The sequence below is a fragment of the Sporosarcina sp. Y838 genome (assembly GCF_056786515.1).
Genome location: NZ_JBXCJD010000002.1, coordinates 65,846 through 89,823, shown reverse-complemented (window position 1 = coordinate 89,823; position 23,978 = coordinate 65,846). Strand labels below are relative to the sequence as shown.

Sequence of the window (23,978 nt, the reverse complement as noted above, 5' to 3'; positions counted from 1 at the left end):
GATGAAAAAGAAAATCACATTTTTGGGAATTGGATTTTTAATAATGGCTCTTTTATTCGCAGGAACGTTCAAAGTTACGAAACTAAGGACCTTTCAATTATTTGGAGGGTTAACATACCAAGTTGAAACGGAAAACAAGGTCATTGCTTTAACATTTGATGACGGTCCGACAAAGAACGTGGTTCAAATTCTACCTTTATTGGATAAATACAAAGCAAAAGCTACTTTTTTTCTTATCGGGAATGATATTGAAAAAAACCCTGAAGAAGCAAAGAAATTGGTAGAAGCAGGGCATCAAATTGGAAATCACACCTATTCACACGAAAGAATGGTTTTAAAATCACCTTCTTTCATTAAAGAGGAAATAGAAAAAACCGATGAGTTAATTAGAAAGTCTGGATATAAGAGCGAAATTGACTTTCGACCTCCCTATGGGAAGAAATTTGTGGGATTACCCTATTATTTAAAGAAGCACAACAGAGAGACGATTATGTGGTCTTTAGAACCGGATACCTATTACACAAATGCTGATGAAAAAGTAAATTATGTAGTGGATAACATTAAACCAGGCTCGATAATCTTGCTGCATCCAATGTACGATCAAACAGGTGAGGAAATCCAAGCGATTGAAGATATTTTACGAGAACTTACGAACGATGGGTATAAATTTGTGACTGTGGATGAGTTTCAAGAATTATGATTTAAACAGTAAAATCGATCTTTCTTTAGCATTTTTGTTTGGAGAGATACAGTTGGTAAAATAAGGGAGATTATTCCGGAAGTATGTATCGCTTTTTCCTTCTTTAAGTGACGGATTTTTTACATAAACTAAGTCAAAAACTTAACGAGGACTATCTGAACATCGTTAATATACTATATGAGGGAAAGGATATGAACTTTCAGTAAATCGCACGAATGATGGAGCGGAATTTAAAAAAGGACAAATAATCAGACAATAAAACTTTCATTAACTAACCTGCTTTAGTGTATTGGATTCTCCATTTTATATTAACATTTGGTATTCAGTTTATTCTGGAGTGGAAGTATCTGAAGGACTCAAAACAACATGTTACTACACTTATTTTTCTAATGTTTAGCGTAATGATTATGTATAATATAGAGTATTTTCTTCAATTATTGGGTTGGGGTAGTTTACTGAACAGATAAGAGGGAGAGGGTTATTATGGAGAAAATATATAGTTTGCTTTCGTTTGTATTTTTGTTTGCTTGTTTTTTAATGCCTTTTATGATGATAAATGCAATCAATTTTGGTACTTCTGGTGAATTTTTAATTTATTTAATGGTTCTGTTTCCGCTTTTAGGGATGATATCTGCCTTCTTAGGTAAAAAAGGTGTCGTTAAGCTCATAGGAGTTATCCTAAATGGAGTGGCCTTCTGTTTGGTTTTATTCATTGTTGTTATTCGTACAACGTACATCTAATGTTTGGGATAGAAAAAGTTGAACAAATGAAGTGCACCCCAAAAGTTAGATTTTGACTCTAACTTTTGGGGTGTACTTCAAACAGGGGCTTCTTAGGGGGCTCTTTTTTCTTATTGAAGTAACAGGGAAGTTTAGTGGAATTCCGCATTAGTCTTTATAGTCAGGATGTCTGTCACTTTTTTAGAGGGAAGCATATAAAAAGCCACCCAAATTTATAAAAGGTGGCTTAGCTAATAATATTTTTCTACCAAGCAATTATCAGTTTATTTTATCCCATAGTCCTCAGCGAAAATCATTTTTGTGTCAACAAGCACATCTTCCACATTTTCATCTAAGTTGAATACCCGTGCACCGCGCAGCCTGTCGTTTTCCTCGCCGCCAAGGCCATAGGATCCAAACCCAACACTTCCTGCGTAGCCCAATTTGATTCCATAATAGTCACCAACAAATGTATTGATATGGTCATGACCAGAGAAGACACCTTTCACGTCGCCTCTTTCTAGCATAGCTGCAAACATGCCGCTGTTAAAAGGACCTGTGCATACACATTCATTTTTTTCACCTACAATGTTATGTTTCTCTACTGCTTTCTGATGACTTTCGTCTGTTCTGTCGGATGGACTTGCATACCACATATTTTCGAATTCAGGTAGAGGAATATGCATGAATGCCAGTGATGGAACTTTATGTCCGGTTGTTTGCTCCAGTTTTTCTGACGTTTCATAATACCACTCGACTTGATCGTGGCTGAGCCAATCCCATGTTTGGTATCCTTCAAAATTCTGTCCTGCAATTTCATCTGGGGCATATCTGCCACTATCAAATAGCCAAATGTTAAAGGCAGGATCTGTATTCTTGGAGTTATTGATAACTAGATTTGTGTTACCAGTTCCAGTAATATCCTTGGGTCCCGGCTTGTTTACATTGTGTTCATAAGACATATAAATTTCGAGCATATCCGCTTCGTTCATTCCGGTCTTCGGTGTATGGTCTTCATCATGATTACCGAAAGTAACAGCCCATTGGATGCCTCTATCTTCCATTGGTTGTGCAATGGTATCCAAGGCTTGCTTCACTTCTTCGGCTGTATCAATCTCAGCAGTAAGCATGTCACCATTTAAAATGGCTAAATCCGGGTTCTGCTCATCAAGCACCGTGTTCATCAATTCTATCGTGCGGGAATCGATATCCTCATCATCCTGGATATCGTTAAACTGCACAATCTTATACTTACCGTCAGAGTTGAATTGCAGCTTTTTATTCTCATTGGCCTTCCCTTGAACGGAGGAATTGGTGAAGCTAGTTGTAATTAAAATTACAGCAAATGCAATCATGATCATTCCGGTTAATGATTTTAATTTCATAAAATACACTCCTTTCTAGTATGTAGTTAAATTATAAGATACAGGTATTAAACGTATATTAATTTACTGTATTATTTATGTAAAAAAAGACAGAGTAATAAACCTAAGGCGAGAGGGGGGAGATCTGTATAATTCTATTAATTTACCTAAGGTGCATGTACCTTTCTTATTGAACTAACGAAGCAGTTTAGTTGAAGAAGAGTAAGCTGTGGTATGCATGAAGTAAATAATTACTGTATAATGTAATATATGTATAAATATATATAAAGCTGTGAAAAGAAGAGTAAACACACGTACTATCTACAGAGACCTCTGGTTGCTGAAAAAGAGGGATAGGAAATGTGTTGAAACAAGGCTTGGAGCTGTGCATTGGATTTGTTTGTTTTGAACAATGATGATGCAACGTATTCTCACGTTAACGAGATAGAGTATCGCAGGTGATATATTCATAAAGCAGTACTCGATTAGGCTTCTGCAGAAATGTAGAGGTGAACTGGGGTGGCACCGCGACATGACTCGCCCCCAAGATAAATATCTTGGGGGTGAGTTTTTTTATTTTGATTTACAAAAAAATAAAAAGGAGTGGTGAACATGTCGAGATGGAAGTATCCGTTAATGCTATTAGGAGGAATAGGAATTTCAAATGTGGGTGGATGGGTTTACCTAATCGCACTAAATTTAATTATATTGAATGAAACAGGTTCTCCACTTGCGATTGCTTTATTATATATACTGGGTCCAATTGCAACTATATGTTCGAATGCTTGGGCAGGTAGTTTAATTGATCGGGTAAATACACGACGACTTATGATGGGATTAGATGTTTTCCGGGCACTATTTATTGCGTTAATTCCATTTTTACCTTCACTTATTTATGTTTATATACTAGCGTTTATCATTAATATGGGAAGTGCTATTTTTCAACCTACATCTATGGTTTATATGACTAAACTAATACCTGAGAAAGATCGACAACGCTTTAATGCACTACGTAATTTTATCAACTCTTGTGGTTCACTAATAGGTCCTACCATTGCTGGGGTTTTATTTTGGATGGGTACTCCTTATACTGCCATCCATGTGAATGCAGTGGCTTTATTTTTTTCGGCACTTATTATTATGATGTTACCTAATGTTGATTCAAGACTCAAAGAGACAGAGGGACAAAGACTTACATGGGATATGATGAAAAATGATTTTCGGGTTGTTTTTAATTTCAGTAAGGACTATACCTATGTCACAAAGATATATTTATTATTTAGCGGTACTACTATATTCATGACTGCAATAGATTCTCTTGAGGCAGCATTTGCTAAAGAAGTACTTTCAATATCAGATACCAATTATGGGTTTTTATTAAGTGTCTTTGGAGCTGGAATTATAATAGGGTCTATTATTAATTCAGTATTTTCAAAACAGCTTGCGGTTAATCTTTTAATAGGTTTTGGTACCATTTCTACCTCAATAGGTTATATAGTACTTTATAGTTCGAATGGCTTTTTTAGTGCAGCGCCTGGTGTATTTTTAATTGGGTTTGCTGTAACGTTTGCAAATACAGGGTATTTGACTTTCTACCAAAATCATGTTCCTGTGAGGATGATGGGAAGGTTCGGAAGCATCTTTAGTGTTATTGAAGCATCTTTCATTGTTGCTTTAACAGTATTAATTGGTTTAGCTGCTGAATTAACTTCGATTCGTCCTGTGGGGTTAATAGGTTCATTTGCATTCTTCTTTTTCGGATTAATGGCATTAAAAGCTGTATCAGGTGCAAATAGGAAGGAATATTTTAAAAAAGGCGCTGCTTCTTTAAACAGTTAATTATAAAAAGGCTTGACCGATAAAGTAATCGACAAGCCTTTTACTGCACCAGATTTAAAGTTATTGAACTCCCATAAGTGCTACCCGTATAGGGTGCGACAGTCTGTGATGCACCGTGGTCGTTGGAGTCAGACTAACGGATGGGCTCTATGGCACCATAGTTCATCGACCTTCCTCGCCAGCCGTCCTAATCTATACCCGTTCTGCACACATTTTCATCCTCTGGGGTGTAGCGCTGATTTTGCGCTACATGTATGGCTAACAGCAGTTTAGCTGAACAAGAATTTCAGTTTTCCTTACTGTAAAAAAGGTATTTTTTAGTTCAATCCGTTTTTATCCAGTGAAGTGATTATATGCTTGTTGTTAGTATTGTTTATGTAATTAACAGGAGTGGACTAACAAATTTGACTAAATGCTATCTTTTTTCGGTGTTACAGATTTAATATTGTTAGTAGTTAATTTAGGGGATAATACCAACTAATAATTTAAAAGAATGAGGGATGGTATGAAAATCCTTTTTGGATTATTTAAATTTACGTTATATGTAGGATTCATTGCCCTGTTGACTACATATGGAAGAAATATTGATTGGTGGAAGTTGGTGATTACGAGGCAGTTTAGTTGAATAAGGGTTAGTTCAAAATTTAATCGATGAAGGAGTTTTAAAATGGAGCTAATCTTGATTAGTATCTTCTCAGCTATAATAATATTTATAACGGTTTATTTCATGATTAAAGTATTAAATATTGCCTATAAAAGGGAAGAAATATCGCTTCGAAAATGTAGACTTTTAGTAACTTCTTCAATCATAATAGGTTTACTCGTAAGTTCGATTTTGCCCTTTGTTTATCAAAAAAAAATTGATGCAATTCTCTAAGTACTTTTGTAGGAATTTTATCGAGTAATACCTGTCTAGTGTTGAGCGTATTCTACTAACGGGGCAGGTTTGTTCAATAACAAGTATTGAAAGGAGATTTTTTGTGAGAACTATATGGTTTCCGTTATTATCATCAGTTGGGACAATGGCTCTATTATATTGGATTGGAAATAAATTTAATTTATCTCTTCTTAGGTTTTCAATTGATCTAAATGAACCGTTAGAAAATGGGTTGATTTTTGATGCAAATATTGCAATACTTCCTCTTGCTATCGGCTTAATAGTTGGATTTATTGTGCAACGTATAGTTAAAGTTAAAAGCAAACCAGGTACAATGAAGAGGAAGAGATAAAATGGGAATCAATAAGTTCAGGTTTTGCTGAAGGTGTTATTCCACTAACGGGTGCTTTACTTGAAGATTGTTGAGCTGCTTAGACGGCTCTTTTTTTGTTCCACTAAAGCAGGAGGTTACATCAATAAGCAAACATGGATTATTTATAAATTCAGGTTCATTTTTTATGATAAAATATATACTCAAAAACTTAAATGGAGGGATAGTTATGAAAATAACTCAGCAATGGAATCAAGAAGACAGTGATTTTATTCGTAAAAAGGTAATTGAACACAATCTTTCTAAACTACCGGATGATGTAAAACACCCAGTCAAAAACATTAGCTTTATCCTTAGAGATGAAGAGGAGAAAATTTTAGGTGGCATTACAGGAACGATTTTTTGGTATCACTTACATATTGATTTCTTATGGGTTGATGAATCCCTAAGAGGTAAAGGATACGGAAAACAGTTATTAGATAATATAGAGGATATTGCAAGAGAAAATAGATGCAAACGCATACAACTAGATACATTTAGCTTTCAAGCACCAAATTTCTATCAAAAATATGGTTATGAAGTATTTGGTATAATAGAAGAACATCCTAATAAAGATAATCAACAGTATTATCTTTCGAAGAAACTAGTTTATTGAGATACCTTGTTCAACTGACGGGTGGTTTAGTTAAAAAACGAGGGTTTTCTTAGGTAACTCTTTTTCAGGTTAGTTGAATAAACGAGTATGTCCCATTTTTACAAGAATTAGAAGTGCTACTCAGGTTAGAATAGAGATGAAGGATATTTAAGAATTAATTCTAATAGGAGGTATATGTATGAATGACAACATAACAGAAAGTGAGTTTCAAGAGATTATCCGTAGAAGAAGTAACGGCGAGACAACCTTTTCGCAATTCTTAGAAGAACTGTCTCAAAGAGGCATAAATGAATACGAAATAGAAGTTGCTACGGGTCAAGCCACATATAAAGGAGTTCATGCGGAGTTTAAAACAGATTCCCAAGTAAGCTTGGTTATCTCAGATAAATTTAATAGAAATAAGGTATTTGAGGCAATCTCTAACATCTCACTTCCTTTCTTAGCCTTCTTAGAAGAGATTGCTGAGGGTGGAATTGTAACCTATCGTGTGGACATAACTGAGAAAAAGGTTACTTATATTGGAATCGGAGAAGAAAGTATTGAAGAACAGCTTAAAATTTAAAGAAATTCCAGAAATAGGAGAATCCTGAAATGAAAAAGAAAATGAACTATTTAATCTTACTGTTAACGACTATCTTTATGGTGGGTTGTACCAACTTAGAAGAAGCATCCATTTCAGAAGTAGAAACAGATCCACAAGAGGTAACCACAGAAGAATCTATCACTACGGTTGTTGAAGAACCAGTAGTAGAGGAAACACCAACCCAACCAAATAAGGAACTGTTCACAGGATATAAACTTATTGAAGTTGATGGTGGTGATTTGTCTGGATATCGTGAGCCTAACGTCGTCGTTGACATTGGTTACGGGGACCGTGAATATTGGGCATTTACTAATGAATACGGGCAACTAGTACGTGTCATTGCCGACGAAGTCATTATGCAAGATGACAGCAATGAAACTGTATTATCGTCTGGCAGATACTATTCTGATGAGGCAAAGGTTCCTGGCGTCGAAAGTGACGTTTTAGATGAAGGACATATAATTGCGGATTCTCTCGGAGGTGTATCGAATGCTTATAATATTACCCCACAAGATAGTACGCTCAACCGACATGGTGATCAAGCTTATATGGAAAACGTGATTCGTAGCACGGGTGGAGCTACGAATTTTGAGGCAATAATCACATATCCGGATACGAAAACGCAGATTCCTTCGAGTTATCAGTATACCTATACTTTAATGGGTAACGAGATCGTTGATATATTTGACAATGTGAACCCTGATGAAGTAAACGCATCGCTCGGTTTAACAGGTAGTGAGCCTTCTGATTCAACTAGTTCAAACACAAACGGTGATATTTCTAGTGTTGATACAAACGGTAATGGACAGGTGACGATCAAAGAAGCAAAAGCAGCAGGTTTTAGTATGCCAATAACGAGCGATCATTGGTTATACCCCTATATGCGCGATAATGATAATGACGGTATGGTGGGCGAGTAAGCCCCCTAGAACTTTGAGGCAATATGAATGAACGCAAGAACATTTTTCTCGTTGGTCGATTTATAACAAATTGCAAACGGATGTCTATACAGAAACAACTGAAGAATGGTCATATCATATATAAAATTTGTACTGTGAAAATATATATAATTTTCACTAACGAGTGCTTTACTTCATGAAGGAGTAAAGCCTTTTTTCTTCTTCCACTAACGAAGCAGGTTAGTGGAAGAAGAGGTATTTTTAGAGGCGTGTTGAAATAGTTAATATATGTAGATAATTCAATTCAACATTTTTTTGGGGGGAGAATTGATTTGACGAAAATAATCACTTTATTATTTACAATAGTGCTTTTAACAGCTTGTTCAGAGACTACGTACAATGATTATAAATTTAGTGGAGAAAGTGAACATTGGGAAGCTGAATACTCCTATAAAGGAACTGAAAAATCGGGAGGAAAAGACGGTTCTTCGAACGAAGATAGTTATGAGTTTAGATTAAAATATAAAGGTACTTTAGAAGAGTTGTCTTCATTACAAAAACTTGAATACTCTTATGAAACTAATAGTAGTGGAGGGGATAGCACTGAAGAGTTCACGGAACCCCCATCAACAGTAACGTTTTCGTCTTCAGGCCGTTCAAAAGGGGGAGCAAAAGTAGGGGAAGACGAAGTTATAAAAGTAAATGTAAAATGGGATGACTTTGAAGAGTCATTTGAACTGCATAATAAAAGTAAGTAACTATGTTGAACTAAGGGGTGCTTTAAGTGAAAAATAATGGGGTTGCCAGAGGTAACATCATGAAACAATGCTTTAATAATGGAGTTGTATAAAATGAATGAAAATAAAGGTACAGAAATAAAACGCTCTTCAAAAGCAGAAAATATTCTCCCTCAGATCAATAGTAAAACTAAGCTAGGCGACTTACGAAAAATCGCGAAGGACATTAAAAAAGATCACGAACTAGCTATGGAACTTTGGGCAACCGAAGAGTTTTTGCCCAGACTATTAGCAATCTTAATTATGGACAAAAAACTTCTTTCACAAGATGTGCTAAATAAGCTTGATAAGGATATGCAGACTCACACTTTTGATGAGCGAAATAACTTAATGGATTGGTTAATGGCCAATCAGCTCACAAAAGACAAGAAGAAAATTGCATTGATGGAGTCATGGGAAAATAGTCCTTCTGCTCTTCAAAGGCGAGCTTACTGGTATTATCAAGGACGATTGAGATGGACTGGACAAACACCGCCTGATAACACCGCAGACTTGCTATCTGCAATAGAAGCTAATATTACGCAGGAAGAACCGGAAGTTCAATGGGCTATGAATTTCACCGCATGCTGGATAGGCGTTTATGATGAAAATAATCGTGCACGTTGTATTAAACTTGGTGAGAAAACGGGTCTTTACAAAGATGAAATAGTAGCAAAAGGATGTACTCCTAGCTATTTGCCGGAGTTCATTACGATTGAAGTTAACAAACGACATAATAATTAGTCACCTCTGAAAAGTTTATTTAACTATTCTTAACAGATGACCTGATTGTGAATGTATACACTTAAACTAACGAAGCGAGTTAGTTCAATAAGGAGTTACTAATGACTCTTCTCTTGCATAATATACAGATACATTATGTAAAAGGAGGCCATTTTCAATGGTAAACCAAATGCCTAATAATAGTCAGCGAATTACTACCGAACAGGCAATACAAATCGCCCTTCAAATGATACCTGGGCAGGTTCTACATGTAGACCTGGATATGGAAAACGGTATTTTGTTCTATGAAGGCTTCATTTTAACACCTCAGAACATGACATATGAAGTTGAGATAAATGCAAAAACAGGAAGAATTCATAAGATTGATCAAGAAAATGATTTTGATTTAACCATAAAGTGGTTGTTTCACTAACGGGTAGCTTTATTTCAGAAGAATAGGACTTGCGTTTATGATTAAACTTCATATATGTAAGTCCTTTTGTTATGCCTTCACACATAGATAAGTGATAGAGCGATGACTCTATCGCCTGCTAGTGGTTCTTAGGATTCTTTGGGTAATAGGAAATTATAAATCACATGGTTGTTATGCAAACACCAATCTTCTATATCACCTCTCTACACCAATATTTGTAAATGTGTTACGCTATACCTAACGACTGACTATTCTGCTATTAAACTAACTAGGCAGGATTGTTCAATACGAATGAAAAGTAAAGGTGAATTGTAAAGCGAAGTGAGGATGATGAATCAACATGAAAGAATGTTGTTTTAAGATTAATTTATCTTTAGAAGAAGCTAAAAAAAGTTATTGTAGTTGGATGAATGAAGAGATTGAATTTGAATTGGATGAGTACGGGAATTGTGTTGATAAATCAGTACACATTTCTGAAACTGAAGATGGATGGACATATTTTTTGGACTTTGAAGGAGGAGCATTCTTTGGTTTATCGAATCAGGCATGGACGAAACTGGCAAATGGTAGATCTGTTATCTATGTTTACTATGATGAAGGTTTGAATGCAGAGCTTATAGTAATAAAAAATGGTGCGTTAATAAGAGAGTTTTCACTTTATGAAGATGAACCAGATGCTAATGTGAATTTTGGAGCATTTGAATATGAAGAACATTCACCAATAGAAGATTGGATTGATGTAGTTACTTTTCTTGAAAAAGAATTCCGAGCCTAGTTGATAGTTAAATCAGGAACCAACTCCATTTTTCTTATAATAAAGGCAGGCTAGTGAAAAAATCAGAATAGGATTAATCTCCCATGAGTGCTACTCGTATAGAGTGCGACAGTCTGTGGTGCAGCGTGGATGGCTAACAGGTTTGTGAAATTAAAATAAAGGTCAGAATCCCCAAAAAAGAGGACAACGAATGACAAAGCACAATGCTGTAATCAGTCGTTGTCCTCTGGTTGACCTAGAGGACATATTTAATCTAAATCAGAGTTCTAAGCGGAATATAGTAAATAAATGAAGTAAGCCGTGCATTCGATTTAAAAAATGGGACGCTTATTTTTTATAATCGGGCTTACATCATTTTAGCTCATTGCCGCTTCTTCGTTTTCTTATTATTATGTCTCTCTGCTGGTGTCAAGGGTTTGTTTGCAAGTTCATGATCAAACTCCCTTGATAAATTCTTCCTAGCCGCTTGCTCATCACTAGCGTTAGCACTTAAATTGTTCTTCGGGCTGTTGCTCACTATATACACCTCCATGATTTTAGTTTGCCACGTGGCGTCCTTAGTATGCATTTTTGTTAAATCTTACGGCTGTTTTTTCTTATTCACTAAAAGTAGCAGGTTACTTCAATAAAATTGCATTATGCTAGGATAGGTTTCAATCAAGTTGTACCGAAACAATAACTGATAATGACCAAAACACTCTAATTATTGATGAAGGGAGAAACATCATGTATATACCTAAACATTTTAAGGTCACAAATTTTGAGGAAATCAGGGAATTTATTCAAATGAATTCATTTGGAACACTTATCACTACCAAAAAAGGGAAACCAATTGCAACTCACTTACCCTTGCAGTTGAATGAAAAGGGAGAAGATTACTATATAACAGGGCATATGGCTTATGGGAATCCTCAATGGAGAACATTCGAAACCTGTGAAGATGTATTGATTACTTTCCAAGGACCGCACGCTTATATCTCTTCTTCTTGGTATGAACAGGAAAATGTCCCGACATGGAATTATCAAGCTGTCCATGTATATGGCAGGGCCATCATTTTGAACGAAGAAGAGTTAAAACAGGACCTGACATTGTTGCTGCAAAAATACGAAAAACATCGAGAGAGTCCTATTTTGTGGGAAAAACTTTCTTCACAGTTATTAGAAAAAGAACTAAAAGGTATTGTTGGATTTAAGATTAAGGTCCAAGAAATTCAAGCTGTCGATAAACTAAGTCAAAATCGTAACGAAGAGGACTATCAGAACATCGTTAATAAACTATATGAGGAAAAGGATATGAATTCTCAACAAATCGCACAAGTGATGGAGAGGAAATTAAAATAAGACAAATAATTAGATAGATAAAACTATCTTCAACTAACTTGCTTTAGTTAAATTCATAAGGTTGCTTAGGCTGCTCTTTTTTCTAATTGAACAAAAGGACAGGGCCCCGTGAAGTAGTGGTATGTCATGTTGAAAAATATTGGTTTTCTTTTAACAGAAAAGAAGCATTTTGCAATGCTATATGAATAGATGGGGTGAAATATGAGGAAATATCTTTTCGGAATATTAATGGCTGCTATTGTGTGTTCTTTGTTTGGATGTCAACAAAATCCTGGTGAAACAGTAAATCAGATTAAAGAAGAGAGTGTAGCCGGTTTTATTGAACCTGAAGCGTCTGATTGGGTGAAATATAATAAGCTTATCATGAAATATATGTATTACAGAACACAAGCAGTGATACATAACGATATTAGTCTCCTTTGGAATCAGTATCCAGACTTAAAGGTAGATTATGATTTTCAAAAAGGTGTTAATGTAGAGAAATATGAAGTTGAATCCTTAAACAAAGGTTTTAAATTGATAGATGCCAATTTTAGTATTGAAAGTCGTGACCGATTGAAAGTAAAGGTCGTAAACGACGAAGAGGTCATTGTTCTGGTTCATGGCGGCATTGGTTATGTGCGTAATGATTTCGATGAGTCAGGAGGGGAACTTTTAATAGAAATCTCCCTGAAACTTAAAAATGATCGATGGACCGTTGTAAAAACGGATGAATATACGATTACCGAATACAAAGAATTGATCAAGAAAAAGAGCCAATGATCATTATTGGTTAACTTCCTGTTTCTGATGTTATATCTACAGATCTATTTGAGGCTATCATTACCGAAATTTGCGTTTTTTTAGAGTATATATTTTTAGGAAGTTTCTTTCCTGTTTTTATGGTTTTGATGACTGCGTTTGCCACCAAGACTAACAAGAAAAGTAATGGGAAAAGAAAAGATTTATTCAATCATCGTGCGAGATACTTAAATAAGGTTTTAAAACTTAGAGGAGGTATCCGATTGATAAAAGAACATATTAAAGGATTAATTATTATTTCATCTTTATTAACAATCGCAGGATTAGTTTTGATGTTTTCGAGTATTTCATTTGGAACTTCTCTAGGATCATCTTGGCTTCTTAACCAAGAAGATGGTATCGCTGATACTAGCGAATACGACATGGTTGTTGAAACACATAAAAACAACTTTGTAATTGCTGGAAGCATACTCTTTGGTACAGGTCTACTAACAGCTATACTTACTTATTTCACATCCCTACTCTTCGGAAAAAAAGAGAACAACAATATCATCTAACAATAACAGCTAGGATAATACCTATTGTTTATTCAAGAAAAGGGTGCGATTGTTGAATAGAATTATAAAAAAAGAGATGAAAGTGAGAGAGGATTCTTGAAACGAACAAAAATAATTGTAGCTATCATTTCTTTTTTTTACTTGGATAATTGGGGTATTCTTTATTTTTAATATTTACAGCCGAAGTGAAAGACCAATATTCATTCTGATTCTTGGTGCAGCTATCATTGTTTTTCAAATTATAGTGTCTAAGTATCTGAATAATAAAGAGAAACAATATTAGACAAACGGGCGCGATTGTTTAATAAGCGTCTTTGTTCTTATTCAACTAACGGCCCTTTAGTTGAACAAGGTACCCCTTTATTTTGATACGAATTAATTTAGGTGATACGGGATAGGAGATAGTCTATGAAAGAGAATGAGCGGTATGATAGAAGATTGGAATGATGTAGTTACTATTCTTGAAACAGAATTCACACTTAATTAATATATGAATAGAATAGGTATGTGTTTGCAGTAACAAAGACTTTTAAATTTCCTGCAACATATTTGAGTAAAAATGAATAGAAAAGTATCGAAAAACTGGAACTTTGGTAGAAAATGTTTTATATAAGAGGCAAGTTTATGAAGTTCTGTATTTGTAGAATAGTTGGTTATTCAAAGGATATTTAAAGATTATTCTCTTTGGCAGGGATTTGGACTTGTATTCAAGAATGTAATAGCTATGACAATAATATAAACAATTATTTACTCAGAGGATAGGAGGGCGCATATATGTATGAACCGAAGATGAAAGAAACCGACAGTAGTGTAATTGAATTTATTGAAAGTGTGGAACATGAGAAGAAGAAGGCAGATGGCTTTCAGTTATTAGAAATTTTTGAAGAGGTAACTGGTTATGACGCGAAAATGTGGGGTCCTAGCATTATAGGCTTTGGTAGCTATCACTATAAGTATGCATCAGGACATGAAGGGGATGCGCCTTTAGTGGGTTTTTCACCAAGAAAGGCAAAAATTAGTCTTTATTTGGCCTATGAAAGTGAGGAAAGAGAAAAATTATTAGCTAGCTTTGGTAAACACACGAAGAGTAAGGCTTGTATTTATGTTAATAAATTAGCTGATATCGATACCGATGTTTTAAAGGATTTAATTAAACATACATTAGAAACATCTCAGAATCTTTCTCCGAACCAATAAAGTTATTATATGAAACAATAGCCTTATCAGCTTACTTGATAAGGTAAAGGTTCACTACACATTAATTTTTTTTTGTTTTAACCAATAATCAAGTTCATAACTAATTAAAGAATAATCAGGTTCAGCTCCATTAGTTGCTAACTGAACTAACAAAAGTTTTTCCTTATCGGTGCCTGTAAGTACTTAATTTAAACTTAAAGGGGTGGAAAAATAATGGTGAAAAAGTTTTTGGGTATTATTACAATAATTGGATTATTAATGGCTTGTAATAACGAGGGGAATCAAACAAATAATAATCTAATCAGCGATGATACGAATGATGATGAAGAACAAGTGGAAAAAGAAATACCGGAAAATGATAAAAATCAATCGAATTCAAAAGATGTGGTTGAAGTAAATGAAACTAGCATGGAGATTCATACAGGCTCTACCGAAACAGTCATTAGAAAAAATGAAGGACAGGACCAGGAAATTAAAGTTATTAATTATCATATACCAACCTATGGTGTTGCTTATCAATTAGATGAAGTATTCGGTGTTCCTGAAGTGAGCAACAACCAAATAACTTATTCAACTCAATACGATGACTATAAGATCACATTAGAAATGATCGAACACACAAATCTTGAAAAATCTGTATCGAACCTGCAAGAAAGATTTGAAACAGAAGGATATGAAGAAAGTTTTGAAGAAGGTTATGAATTGAAAAGCACACCGGTTGAAGAAAATGGTTTGATAGGAAAAACACAATTTTATGGCGACCATCCAATGAAAGGATTTATTGCATATGAGATTGATGAACATGCACTAGTGATTACTTTTCAATATCCAATAGAAGGTGCAGATGCGATGTCCCCACTTTTAGAAGACTTACGAAAATCGATTCATGTACAATAATTAATTATTGAACATAGCAGGTTGGTTCAATTAGAAGTCACGAGTGAGGTAGGTAACGAAAAATAAATGTGATTATATCGTTTATAACATCAGTATTTGTACTTTCAGTTTCAGCTTACACTTTCCTCCATTAACGGGTGCTTTACTTCAAATAGGAGTTAAGTACCCTTTTCTAGTTCAACTAAGGGGGAGGCTAGTTGAAGAAGTATTTGTCTCGATAAAGTCTAAAAGGGAGGAAATATAATGAAAAGGTTATTTACACTAATAACCCTACTGGTATTTGTTTTAAGTGCCTGCATTAACAACGATGCGAAATCAAATACTATTTCTGCTGTTGAATTAACAGAGAGAGAGAATGCAATACTATCGACTACTTCAGACAAATCACTTGTTTTTGACTTCAATATTGACAATGAATATAAGGAAGTGTCCGTGTGGATTGAAAAATATGAATCGGGTAAATTGGTTAATGATGAAATAAGCTCTGTAACAACACAGGTAGAGGGAAATGGCTCTATTATTTTTGCAACCTCAAAAGCAGATAGCAGTCGAAAGCAACATACATTTAATATTGGAATTAGCGGTAATGATAGCATGCATTATATAAGTGACTTCGAGACAACGTCAGATGATTTAGATGCTATGTCAAGTGTTTGGGACAGCCTCCCAGAGAAGAACAATATCATTGAAGGAGAGGTAGTGTTAGGGAGTATCCGTTATTCAAGTGATGGAAGGATAGGCAGTCTTACTACCGATTTTTATAAAAATGTTGATGGTCATATGAATGAGTTAGAAGACTATGACGTTGTTTATCTTCTGAAAGCTGAATTTAATAAGTGAGGGCTTGTGTAAATATTATTAAAGTAACAGGTGCGTTTCTACAATAAGTGGAGGCGTATTTTCACTAACAGGCAGACTAGTTCAAGAATAGAGGAGATGTGGTTTTTCTTGTTGAATTAAAGAAGTAGTGTGGTGTAGAAGAACATAGAGTGAAAGAGGTTTTTACATTGACAGAAATTTTTCATATACCATATGGAGACCACTCGTCCCAATTTGGTGTATTGCATATGCCAGATATTTCCGGACTTAGTCCAGTAGTTATTACGATTCATGGTGGTTTTTGGCAATCGAAATACGGACTTGAAGAAAATACCCCAATTGTTGGAGATTTAACTCGACGTGGATATGCTACTTGGAATATTGAGTATCGTCGAGTTGGAGAAGATGGTGGGGGTTGGCCAGGAACATTTATTGATGTTATTGATGCTGTAAATCATCTCATCCAGCTAGAGGAACGCTTTCAGCTCGATCTCTCTCGGGTGATTATCCTTGGGCATTCAGCAGGGGGACACTTGGCACTCTGGTTAGCATCCCGAATTAACAAAGTTCAAACGGACGAGATTGGTAATACTCTGCTTATACCTATTCGGAGTGTAATAAGTTTGGCAGGGGTCTTGGATCTGAGAAAGATGTGGGAAATTCATGAGGAAAAAGGGATGATTAGTCCCGTAGCTTCTTTCATTGGTGGATCACCCCAAGAAGTACCTGAACGTTATAGATCAGCTTCACCGATAGAATTGTTGCCTATGAATGTCGACCAAATTTTAATTCATGGTGAATTAGACCGCCATGTTCCAGTTGAATTAAGTATTGAGTATCATCGTAGGGCTATCGAAAAGGGCGATAAAGTTCGCTTGGTAGTACTTCCAGAGGTGGAACATTTCATGGTTATCGATCCGTCATCATTGGCATGGAAGTCAGTGACCGATTCACTGGAAACTTTAAATTCATGATTTTGAACTAACAGGTGCTTACTTTACTAAAAGTATAGCCTTTTTTAAATTCAAGTCATCGCTGCTTTCCTGGAACAACAGTAAGGCATCTCAAATTCAATCAACTGGCAGGATTGCTGAAAAGACATACATAGATTTTGTCGAGATTGTACAACTAATATACAATAAAATTAAGAGGAAATTTGATACAAAATTTGTTAGGAGTGATCATTTTGACAGTAGAAAAAAGTGCAAGGGTTTGTGAAAAGGGACATACGTATTACAAAAGCAGTGAGTGTACAAGTTGTCCTACGTGCGACAAAGAGAATAAGCCTGAAAATGGCTTCCTCTCGAAACTTAGTTCACCAGCAAGAAATGCTTTGATTCACGCAGGGATTGACACGTTGAAAGAACTATCACAGTACACTGAAAAAGAAATCTTAAAAATTCATGGCATCGGACCAGCTTCCTTACCTACTATGAGAACTTTTTTAGAAGAAGAAGGGTTGTCATTTAAAAAATAAAATTAAACGCATAAATCGAATTCGATGAGCAAGACTTGAGCGTTTTAAATGTTCGCTTGAAGTCGGCACGCCTTTAAGGATTGTTGGGAGAATCCCTCAATCCTTTTATTAGATTTATATAGAAGAATGGAGGGAAGTTATTATGAGGAAAACTGAAATCCATCCTTGGACTGAAGAATGGGAAAAGCGATATAGTCACGAAGAGAAATTATTAAAAGGGATATTGATTGATGAACTAGTTGATATTTATCATATCGGAAGCACCTCTGTACCAGCAGTAGGTTACGCAAAACCAATAATTGATATTTTAGTTGTCGTTAAGAATATTGAAAAGGTTGATTTATTTAATGAAGAATTATGGAGATTTGGATATGAACCTAAAGGTGAGAATGGGATCACAGGAAGAAGGTACTTTCCGAAGGGGAATGAAAATAGAACCCATCACCTACATATATTTCAAGTAGGTAATGAAAATATAAAGACACATTTAGATTTCAAAGAATACTTAGTAGAACACCCGGAATATGCTAAAAGGTATGGAGAAGTTAAAACAGAGCTGGCAAAAAAGTTTCCAGAAAATCATTATAAGTATCAAGATGAAAAACAAGAATTTGTTAATGAATTAGTTCTTAAGGCAATAGACTGGGCTGCACAAAGAAAACATACAGGAGATTGCAGCAGCAACTGAAGAAGAGAATGGGGGTTTTTAGGTCGCATTTGACACGAAATAAGAAACAAAGGGGATGTGCAGAAATGAATAACAAAACTAAATCAACTGTTTCTACAGGCATTACATTCGGTTCAGCTTTAGCTATTGCAATTTCTTGGAGTGTACACAAATCTATATTGTGGGCTTGTATACACGGTTTGTTTAGCTGGCTGTATGTAATTTACTATGCAGCGACTCGTTAAATTATTTCAAAAAAGGATAGAGTTATTGCAAAAGAAGTGGAAACCCTAGGATAATGGGTTTCCCTTAAAATTGTTAAAGAAGGCATCCTTATTAGTTTGATAAGTTATTCATTGAAAAAATCATCGATTGCTTGAACAGCTAGTTCCAATGCTTTAATTCTTCTTTCTAAAAGCGTTCTCTGTGAACTACCTGCCTTTGAATTAGCATAAATGTTCTCAATTGATGGGAAAAAACCGGTAAGCACATTGCGAGCTTCCGCTAAATCTTCCTGGGTGTAAGAATGGGGTAATTGATTCCAAACGTTATCTAGCATGGCTAAGCCGATGTAAAGAGCATTGAGTCGTTTCATTAATAAGGTCGTATTAGCGCCTTTCTGAGTCATCTGAGCTAAGGCCTTTTCGCATTTATTGATTGTCGATTGAAAGGATTTAATGGATTCCACTTTATCTACTATTGATGCGTTTTCCATGTTCTTGCTTTCCTTTCTTCGTCTTCGAATTATTTTGAACCTGATTTCGCTATCTCTTAAACCAGGAATATCATTTTACGTTACTTAGAAAGATTGACCCAGTTTTTATCCGCTATCCAAAAGACGATGGTCTCCATTCCGAAAGAGCTTCTTGTGGGCAACTAGGATTCGCATACCTCATTCTATCAACTCTCCCATTTTAGACTATCAAACTACTTCCACACTTTATACTTTCCGAACCATTTCCAATAGTGTCTGTGCAAGCCTATGTTGTTCATCGGTAGATCCAGTTTTCAAAAGTTCCATCACCATATTCAATTCCAGGCGGCTGGGTTCTTCGTGTTCGACGGGGAAATTTGTAACTAACTCCGTTGGTTTAACATGCTTTTCATCACTTAACCCCATGTTTTTACCTAACTCAACTCTCTCTAAATGCATGTAGGGTCACACTCCTTTAATGTTATGTATATAGCATGGGTACTTCTTGTCAAAATATACAGTAGAACCATAGTGAATTTTTATAAGTGAAATAGGCTTCATTTAGTGCAAAATCAGAAAATGAATGAACAGTCTGAGGTGAAAAAACACTTTGGTATAATTAAAGTTAAAACAAAATTCTGCAACAAGTAAAGTAGGGGCTGTCCCCAAAGTCAATGTTGACAATGGTACAGCCCCAGTTTATTATGTTTCATCCCCTTCATATGCAAGTATGTTTCGTTCAGGCTGTTTTTTCCTTATTAGCTTCTAATGCCATCGTTTTCTTGCTCCCAATTAGGTACAATAACAGAATAACAATCATAAAAGCTGCAGAAAAAGTAAAAGTCATGCCGTACCCAACATTTTTTGCTAAGAAGCCAAGCCCTACTGATCCAACGGCCAAACCAAAATCAATAAAAATTAGAAGCATAGAATTGGCTGTTGCTTTTTTCTCGGGTGGAATAAGGGTTAATGCCCAAGCTTGAATAATTGGATGGATTATGGCAAAAGCGATACCGAATAATACCCCTGAAACGATAACCATCCACATCCTAGTTGAGAGACCTAACAAGATTAAACCTATTGCCCCTGAAATGGCACCAGGAATAATAAGAATTCTGTGACCGAATCTGTCGAATATTTTACCTGAGAAAGCACGAACTAATACCATTGCAATTCCCTGTGCGATAAAAAACTGTGAAATACTTCCTCCAACATTGATTTCTTTACCAAACGGACCCATAAAGTTTACAGTTCCTGCAATTGCCATATAATTGAAGGATACCAATATACATGGAAGAAGGACACGCTTATCGAACATGTACGTATAGAAAGGTTCTTTATTTGACTCCTGTGGACTTTCCTTTTCTGTTTTAAGCGTATTTTTTGTGAAAAAACTGCACAAAAATGAAAAAAACATAAGACCTAGAGTTACCATCATCATCGATCGGAATGAATAAGTTGTGAGATAAGAAATAGCGATTAGTGGCCCAATTGTTGTCCCGACGCTTGTAGACATTGCGAAATAGACAATGCCCTCACCTAACCGAGATTTAGGAACAATATTACTTGATATCGTAAAGACTAAACTGGTCAGCATACAAAATCCAATCCCTTGTAGTGCTCTAATGACTATTAAAAATCCGATGGAGTCGTTAATAAAAGTAAGCCCGATTGTGCTCATGAAATAAACTAGGGATATGATAAGGAGCAATTTCATATTCACTTTTTGGATAATTACACTCGCAAAGAAGCGCGTAATTAGTGATGCTGTCATTAAGGTCGTGGTCATGATTCCTGCAAGCGTAGGATCATCACTAATGGTTGATACAAAAATCGGGAAACCTGCTGTAATCATATAAAATGAAGCAAACATTACTAAAGACAATAATATAATAATTAAATATTGGTTTGTCCATAGTTTAACTTTTCCTTTATCCATCGTATATAAGACCGCCTCTCAGCTATTTTTAAAAATAGAGATGATTTGTATGTGAAAATTGTTAATTAAATCATGACAAATTTATTCTTCCCTTGTTATTAAAAAATATGTAGCGTTTTTTTAAATAACTCAGCTTTAGCATTATCTAAAAACAGCTGTGAAATACTTCCCTTGGAGAAGGAAAGTATTTCACAGCTGTTTTTATAGTTTGATGTCATGTTGCTAAATATCTTCAACTAAGAGGGTTTAATTGAAGCAAAATCCTTTTATTTCTCTCGAATAAGTGGGGTTGAGTTAGCGCAAAACACCTGAATAATAACCGGGCACTGAATAATTCCGATTTCCTTCAATCCCGTTGATTTCCGTTCCGAGCGGACGCTTTCCGCGGGCACGGCTTCAGCCTCCTCGTCACTGCGTTCCTCTGCTGGGTCTTCAGCTGGGGAAGAGTGAACTTCTTTCTCTTCCTAGCTGTTCCCGCTGGAGTTGCCGCTCTCCACTACAATCAACTAGTTCTTACTATAGTATAGAACTTTTTCAGTGGCCCCATAATAACCGGACAGTTTCCTGACTTTTTCCGTTGGGTGGTTTGAAGCGAGAGGTTTCCAACCAATCCTCCGACGTGTCCAAGCAACCTCTGAAGATGTCCAATTAACCCTGTTAAGTGTCTAACGAAAGCTCGAAAATGTCTAACTGATGGGGGAGTGAAAGCTACCCCTTAGCGCATACAAACATGATCTACTTGATTGTTATCATACCTTGTGGCAAAATACCTCCCTGGATCCACTTTTCAAGCATTTGATTAAAAAAATCAGGATTCACCAAGGGTATTCCATGGCCCACGTTAGGGATAATGATTCCTGTACAATTTGCATTCGCCAAAACGATGTCCATCGCTGACTTTTTCATCACGGCTTTTTCTTTTTCGCCAACCGTAACGACTATATTGCACTGTGCGTTGCTGAAATCTTTGGGTATTGTAAACGACATATTTTCTTCTAGTATTCTAATTAGAGTATCTGCCTCCATTTGAGAACTTTCCTTGTAATAGGTTTCAAAGTGTTTTTCATCAACGTAGAGTGCTTTCGCTTGAAGCTTTGAAAAAGATTTATTTTTCACTAATGGAAAAGTTAGTTTTATAGCCGGCCTAATCATATTTCTAACAAATGCATTCGGTCTTACTAAGGCGCTGTTTATGAATGCAAAATTGATTAAATTTGGTTGAATACTTAACATTTGAATCGTTACTTGTGCCCCTAATGAAAATCCAATAACAATTACTTTTTTACCGTTTGCTATTATCCCTATCAAGTCATTTACTTTTTCTGCACTTAATTGAATTGAAAAGTTTTCTTGTTCTGGTAAATCAATTGTGACGCAATGATAATGACTGAAGTATTGAATTTGTTCATCCCACATCCAACTACTTACGCCACCACCATGTAAAAATACCATTAATGATGCATTCTTATCCCCATACTCTTGGTAATGTAAATCCAACTCATTCACCTCTTTTGCATTTATTTCTCTTAATTTTAAGTAGAAACCTTCACAATCTCATCCTTAGTTTACTATAAATATCCAATTTATACCTCTTTATAATATCTCTATATTCCGTTAAAGGAATTGTCACTTGCTTAAGGGAAAAGCAGAGAATACAATGTACAAGGTGCTTATATTGTCGTAAATTGCATCTTCAAGCATTTACATTCTCTAATAGGAAGTCATCTATTCATTTCTTTTAAAATAACTGCATTTATCACTAGGATATTGTAGGGACGAGGCAGGCGAATATTCACAACAGGAAAACCGAAAAGGGAGTCACTTCTAACCAATCGACATAGTCCAGTGAAGATAGCGGTTTTCTAGCCTTTTAACTATACAAATACCTATCATCAATTCTGAAATAAATGGAAAGGATTAAACCGTAATATCGACGCATCCTAAGTGATCATCTCAAGAGTGAATTCTTAACAATCTTTAACGCAAAGTCACTTGTTTTTAACGAAATTTACAAAACCTTTACAATAAACCTGTTGAAAATTTACACAAAGCGATTATTCTAGTATTAGACAAAATACGACATAAAAGTTCCTACTCTATTTTTAGGAGGTCACAAATGATTAGTTTGAAAAATGTAAAAACGGGGATATTAATGTTGTCTCTGGTTACTTTATTATCCGCTTGTAACAGCAATGATGAACCCGGCGAACAAGGGTCAAAAGGCAGTCATGCCACAGTTGCTATTTCAGGATCAACCTCTGTAGGACCGCTTGCTGAAAAGCTTGCTCACGCCTATTCAGAGCAGGATAATACAAAAATTGAAATAAACCAAATTGGTTCATCTGCTGGTATTACCAATGCAATCAGTGGTGTGTCAGAAATCGGTATGTCTTCACGTGATTTAAAGGAAGAAGAACGAGCGAGTGGATTGAAAGAAATCGTTATTGCTTATGATGGAATTGTCGTAGTAACGCATCCAACGAATAAAGTAAAAGATCTTACGATGGAGCAAGTAAAGGAAATTTTTACGGGTAAAGTGACGAACTGGAAAGAACTCGGTGGAGATGATCTGGAAATTGTTGTTGTCTCTCGTGAGGATGGTTCAGGGTCGCGTGATGCTTTCCAAGAAATTGTTGATTTCAGCTCTGGCGAATTAATAAGAAATGCTATTATCGCAAGTGGTAACGGTAATATTAAAACAACAGTAGGGAACAATAAACATGCAGTGGGCTTTGTTTCATTTGAATATATCGATGAGTCCATTTCGACAATCGATATTAATGGCGTAGCAGCAACAGCAGAAAATGTTCTAAAAGAACAATACACTTTGTCTAGACCCTTCTTATTTGTGCATAAAGAAGGCGAGTTATCAGAAGCAGGTCAACGATTTATAGATTTCATCTTAAGTGAAGATGGACAACTCATTGCAGCTGAAACAGGAGCCATTCCAATAAAATGAAGAATGACAAAAACA

General features: G+C 35.6%; 28 protein-coding genes and 1 other annotated feature. Of the genes, 22 read left to right on the top strand and 6 right to left on the bottom strand.

Annotated features, from left to right (window positions below):
- Position 1: 1 nt before the first annotated feature.
- Together AC1TO4_RS03200 and AC1TO4_RS03195 are read left to right on the top strand one after the other, a co-directional pair.
- Positions 2-700 carry a polysaccharide deacetylase family protein gene (locus AC1TO4_RS03200; protein ID WP_482104124.1) on the top strand — a complete coding sequence of 233 codons (699 nt, stop codon included), beginning with the start codon at positions 2-4 and terminating at the stop codon, positions 698-700.
- A gap of 483 nt (positions 701-1,183) precedes the next feature.
- Positions 1,184-1,441 (top strand): hypothetical protein, encoded by a 258-nt coding sequence (locus tag AC1TO4_RS03195; protein ID WP_482104123.1) that lies wholly within the window; start codon positions 1,184-1,186, stop codon positions 1,439-1,441.
- A gap of 263 nt (positions 1,442-1,704) precedes the next feature.
- Here the strand turns inward: AC1TO4_RS03195 and AC1TO4_RS03190 are convergent, their stop codons facing one another.
- Positions 1,705-2,805, bottom strand: coding sequence for a metallophosphoesterase family protein (locus AC1TO4_RS03190; RefSeq protein ID WP_482104122.1), 1,101 nt, complete (start codon positions 2,803-2,805; stop codon positions 1,705-1,707).
- Positions 2,806-3,067: 262 nt separating this feature from the next.
- Positions 3,068-3,332 (top strand) — a binding site (T-box leader).
- A 64-nt stretch (positions 3,333-3,396) separates the two neighbouring features.
- On the opposite strand from AC1TO4_RS03190, the gene AC1TO4_RS03185 reads away from it, so the two are divergent.
- From AC1TO4_RS03185 to AC1TO4_RS03145, 9 genes are all read left to right on the top strand, one after another.
- Positions 3,397-4,623, top strand: coding sequence for an MFS transporter (locus tag AC1TO4_RS03185; RefSeq protein WP_482104121.1), 1,227 nt, complete (start codon positions 3,397-3,399; stop codon positions 4,621-4,623).
- A gap of 980 nt (positions 4,624-5,603) precedes the next feature.
- A complete protein-coding gene (locus tag AC1TO4_RS03180) occupies positions 5,604-5,852 on the top strand; it encodes a hypothetical protein (RefSeq protein WP_482103425.1) in 249 nt (82 codons plus the stop codon).
- A 208-nt stretch (positions 5,853-6,060) separates the two neighbouring features.
- Complete coding sequence (locus tag AC1TO4_RS03175; protein ID WP_482103426.1) at positions 6,061-6,486, top strand: GNAT family N-acetyltransferase; 426 nt, start codon at positions 6,061-6,063, stop codon at positions 6,484-6,486.
- A 178-nt stretch (positions 6,487-6,664) separates the two neighbouring features.
- Entirely contained in the window at positions 6,665-7,048 is a 384-nt protein-coding gene (locus AC1TO4_RS03170) for a DUF1398 family protein (protein WP_482104120.1), read from the top strand.
- A 29-nt stretch (positions 7,049-7,077) separates the two neighbouring features.
- Positions 7,078-7,989: a DNA/RNA non-specific endonuclease gene (locus tag AC1TO4_RS03165; protein WP_482104119.1), complete on the top strand. Its 912-nt coding sequence runs from the start codon at positions 7,078-7,080 to the stop codon at positions 7,987-7,989.
- Between the two features lie 311 nt (positions 7,990-8,300).
- Positions 8,301-8,726 (top strand): hypothetical protein, encoded by a 426-nt coding sequence (locus AC1TO4_RS03160; protein ID WP_482104118.1) that lies wholly within the window; start codon positions 8,301-8,303, stop codon positions 8,724-8,726.
- Between the two features lie 93 nt (positions 8,727-8,819).
- A complete protein-coding gene (locus tag AC1TO4_RS03155; protein WP_482104117.1) occupies positions 8,820-9,488 on the top strand; it encodes a DNA alkylation repair protein in 669 nt (222 codons plus the stop codon).
- A 157-nt stretch (positions 9,489-9,645) separates the two neighbouring features.
- Positions 9,646-9,900, top strand: a complete 255-nt coding sequence (locus tag AC1TO4_RS03150) for a PepSY domain-containing protein (protein ID WP_482104116.1) — start codon at positions 9,646-9,648, stop codon at positions 9,898-9,900.
- 340 nt (positions 9,901-10,240) lie between these two features.
- The gene (locus tag AC1TO4_RS03145; RefSeq protein WP_482104115.1) at positions 10,241-10,675 is read left to right on the top strand and encodes a hypothetical protein; all 435 of its coding nucleotides are present in this window, start codon (positions 10,241-10,243) and stop codon (positions 10,673-10,675) included.
- 361 nt (positions 10,676-11,036) lie between these two features.
- On the opposite strand, the gene sspO is transcribed toward AC1TO4_RS03145, so the two are convergent.
- Positions 11,037-11,192, bottom strand: a complete 156-nt coding sequence (gene sspO, locus AC1TO4_RS03140; protein WP_482104114.1) for a small acid-soluble spore protein O — start codon at positions 11,190-11,192, stop codon at positions 11,037-11,039.
- A 209-nt stretch (positions 11,193-11,401) separates the two neighbouring features.
- Between sspO and AC1TO4_RS03135 the strand changes: the two genes are divergently transcribed.
- The 10 genes from AC1TO4_RS03135 to AC1TO4_RS03090 all read left to right on the top strand — a co-directional run bounded on the left by AC1TO4_RS03135 (position 11,402) and on the right by AC1TO4_RS03090 (position 18,616).
- Positions 11,402-12,016, top strand: coding sequence for an FMN-binding negative transcriptional regulator (locus tag AC1TO4_RS03135; protein ID WP_482104113.1), 615 nt, complete (start codon positions 11,402-11,404; stop codon positions 12,014-12,016).
- 201 nt (positions 12,017-12,217) lie between these two features.
- A complete protein-coding gene (locus tag AC1TO4_RS03130) occupies positions 12,218-12,778 on the top strand; it encodes a hypothetical protein (RefSeq protein ID WP_482104112.1) in 561 nt (186 codons plus the stop codon).
- A gap of 242 nt (positions 12,779-13,020) precedes the next feature.
- Complete coding sequence (locus tag AC1TO4_RS03125; RefSeq protein ID WP_482104111.1) at positions 13,021-13,314, top strand: hypothetical protein; 294 nt, start codon at positions 13,021-13,023, stop codon at positions 13,312-13,314.
- 774 nt (positions 13,315-14,088) lie between these two features.
- Positions 14,089-14,511, top strand: a complete 423-nt coding sequence (locus AC1TO4_RS03120) for a DUF1801 domain-containing protein (protein WP_482104110.1) — start codon at positions 14,089-14,091, stop codon at positions 14,509-14,511.
- Between the two features lie 213 nt (positions 14,512-14,724).
- A complete protein-coding gene (locus AC1TO4_RS03115) occupies positions 14,725-15,408 on the top strand; it encodes a hypothetical protein (protein WP_482104109.1) in 684 nt (227 codons plus the stop codon).
- Between the two features lie 243 nt (positions 15,409-15,651).
- Positions 15,652-16,248, top strand: a complete 597-nt coding sequence (locus tag AC1TO4_RS03110; protein WP_482104108.1) for a hypothetical protein — start codon at positions 15,652-15,654, stop codon at positions 16,246-16,248.
- Between the two features lie 167 nt (positions 16,249-16,415).
- Positions 16,416-17,201 carry an alpha/beta hydrolase family protein gene (locus tag AC1TO4_RS03105; RefSeq protein ID WP_482104107.1) on the top strand — a complete coding sequence of 262 codons (786 nt, stop codon included), beginning with the start codon at positions 16,416-16,418 and terminating at the stop codon, positions 17,199-17,201.
- Between the two features lie 212 nt (positions 17,202-17,413).
- Positions 17,414-17,704, top strand: a complete 291-nt coding sequence (locus AC1TO4_RS03100; protein WP_482104106.1) for an RNA polymerase alpha subunit C-terminal domain-containing protein — start codon at positions 17,414-17,416, stop codon at positions 17,702-17,704.
- Between the two features lie 142 nt (positions 17,705-17,846).
- Positions 17,847-18,392 (top strand): GrpB family protein, encoded by a 546-nt coding sequence (locus AC1TO4_RS03095; RefSeq protein ID WP_482104105.1) that lies wholly within the window; start codon positions 17,847-17,849, stop codon positions 18,390-18,392.
- A gap of 65 nt (positions 18,393-18,457) precedes the next feature.
- Positions 18,458-18,616 carry a hypothetical protein gene (locus tag AC1TO4_RS03090; protein WP_482104104.1) on the top strand — a complete coding sequence of 53 codons (159 nt, stop codon included), beginning with the start codon at positions 18,458-18,460 and terminating at the stop codon, positions 18,614-18,616.
- A gap of 104 nt (positions 18,617-18,720) precedes the next feature.
- Here AC1TO4_RS03090 and AC1TO4_RS03085 read toward each other — a convergent pair whose 3' ends face one another.
- The 4 genes from AC1TO4_RS03085 to AC1TO4_RS03070 form a co-directional block, all read right to left on the bottom strand.
- Positions 18,721-19,086 (bottom strand): hypothetical protein, encoded by a 366-nt coding sequence (locus AC1TO4_RS03085; RefSeq protein WP_482104103.1) that lies wholly within the window; start codon positions 19,084-19,086, stop codon positions 18,721-18,723.
- A 225-nt stretch (positions 19,087-19,311) separates the two neighbouring features.
- Positions 19,312-19,524, bottom strand: a complete 213-nt coding sequence (locus AC1TO4_RS03080; protein ID WP_482104102.1) for a DUF3243 family protein — start codon at positions 19,522-19,524, stop codon at positions 19,312-19,314.
- Positions 19,525-19,804: 280 nt separating this feature from the next.
- Entirely contained in the window at positions 19,805-21,004 is a 1,200-nt protein-coding gene (locus tag AC1TO4_RS03075; protein WP_482104101.1) for an MFS transporter, read from the bottom strand.
- Positions 21,005-21,739: 735 nt separating this feature from the next.
- Entirely contained in the window at positions 21,740-22,501 is a 762-nt protein-coding gene (locus AC1TO4_RS03070; RefSeq protein WP_482104100.1) for an alpha/beta fold hydrolase, read from the bottom strand.
- Positions 22,502-23,120: 619 nt separating this feature from the next.
- Here AC1TO4_RS03070 and AC1TO4_RS03065 point away from each other — a divergent pair.
- On the top strand, positions 23,121-23,963 hold the full coding sequence (locus tag AC1TO4_RS03065) for a phosphate ABC transporter substrate-binding protein (RefSeq protein ID WP_482104099.1): 843 nt from the start codon (positions 23,121-23,123) through the stop codon (positions 23,961-23,963).
- Positions 23,964-23,978: the final 15 nt, after the last annotated feature.

What these genes read in the sequence shown, in the direction of transcription:
- AC1TO4_RS03200 (WP_482104124.1), top strand. Translation starts at nt 2, where the DNA reads ATGAAAAAGAAAATCACATTTTTGGGAATTGGATTTTTAATAATGGCT.
- AC1TO4_RS03195 (WP_482104123.1), top strand. Translation starts at nt 1,184, where the DNA reads ATGGAGAAAATATATAGTTTGCTTTCGTTTGTATTTTTGTTTGCTTGT.
- AC1TO4_RS03190 (WP_482104122.1), bottom strand. Translation starts at nt 2,805, where the DNA reads ATGAAATTAAAATCATTAACCGGAATGATCATGATTGCATTTGCTGTA.
- AC1TO4_RS03185 (WP_482104121.1), top strand. Translation starts at nt 3,397, where the DNA reads ATGTCGAGATGGAAGTATCCGTTAATGCTATTAGGAGGAATAGGAATT.
- AC1TO4_RS03175 (WP_482103426.1), top strand. Translation starts at nt 6,061, where the DNA reads ATGAAAATAACTCAGCAATGGAATCAAGAAGACAGTGATTTTATTCGT.
- AC1TO4_RS03170 (WP_482104120.1), top strand. Translation starts at nt 6,665, where the DNA reads ATGAATGACAACATAACAGAAAGTGAGTTTCAAGAGATTATCCGTAGA.
- AC1TO4_RS03165 (WP_482104119.1), top strand. Translation starts at nt 7,078, where the DNA reads ATGAAAAAGAAAATGAACTATTTAATCTTACTGTTAACGACTATCTTT.
- AC1TO4_RS03155 (WP_482104117.1), top strand. Translation starts at nt 8,820, where the DNA reads ATGAATGAAAATAAAGGTACAGAAATAAAACGCTCTTCAAAAGCAGAA.
- AC1TO4_RS03150 (WP_482104116.1), top strand. Translation starts at nt 9,646, where the DNA reads ATGGTAAACCAAATGCCTAATAATAGTCAGCGAATTACTACCGAACAG.
- AC1TO4_RS03145 (WP_482104115.1), top strand. Translation starts at nt 10,241, where the DNA reads ATGAAAGAATGTTGTTTTAAGATTAATTTATCTTTAGAAGAAGCTAAA.
- AC1TO4_RS03135 (WP_482104113.1), top strand. Translation starts at nt 11,402, where the DNA reads ATGTATATACCTAAACATTTTAAGGTCACAAATTTTGAGGAAATCAGG.
- AC1TO4_RS03130 (WP_482104112.1), top strand. Translation starts at nt 12,218, where the DNA reads ATGAGGAAATATCTTTTCGGAATATTAATGGCTGCTATTGTGTGTTCT.
- AC1TO4_RS03120 (WP_482104110.1), top strand. Translation starts at nt 14,089, where the DNA reads ATGTATGAACCGAAGATGAAAGAAACCGACAGTAGTGTAATTGAATTT.
- AC1TO4_RS03115 (WP_482104109.1), top strand. Translation starts at nt 14,725, where the DNA reads ATGGTGAAAAAGTTTTTGGGTATTATTACAATAATTGGATTATTAATG.
- AC1TO4_RS03110 (WP_482104108.1), top strand. Translation starts at nt 15,652, where the DNA reads ATGAAAAGGTTATTTACACTAATAACCCTACTGGTATTTGTTTTAAGT.
- AC1TO4_RS03095 (WP_482104105.1), top strand. Translation starts at nt 17,847, where the DNA reads ATGAGGAAAACTGAAATCCATCCTTGGACTGAAGAATGGGAAAAGCGA.
- AC1TO4_RS03090 (WP_482104104.1), top strand. Translation starts at nt 18,458, where the DNA reads ATGAATAACAAAACTAAATCAACTGTTTCTACAGGCATTACATTCGGT.
- AC1TO4_RS03085 (WP_482104103.1), bottom strand. Translation starts at nt 19,086, where the DNA reads ATGGAAAACGCATCAATAGTAGATAAAGTGGAATCCATTAAATCCTTT.
- AC1TO4_RS03080 (WP_482104102.1), bottom strand. Translation starts at nt 19,524, where the DNA reads ATGCATTTAGAGAGAGTTGAGTTAGGTAAAAACATGGGGTTAAGTGAT.
- AC1TO4_RS03075 (WP_482104101.1), bottom strand. Translation starts at nt 21,004, where the DNA reads ATGGATAAAGGAAAAGTTAAACTATGGACAAACCAATATTTAATTATT.
- AC1TO4_RS03065 (WP_482104099.1), top strand. Translation starts at nt 23,121, where the DNA reads ATGATTAGTTTGAAAAATGTAAAAACGGGGATATTAATGTTGTCTCTG.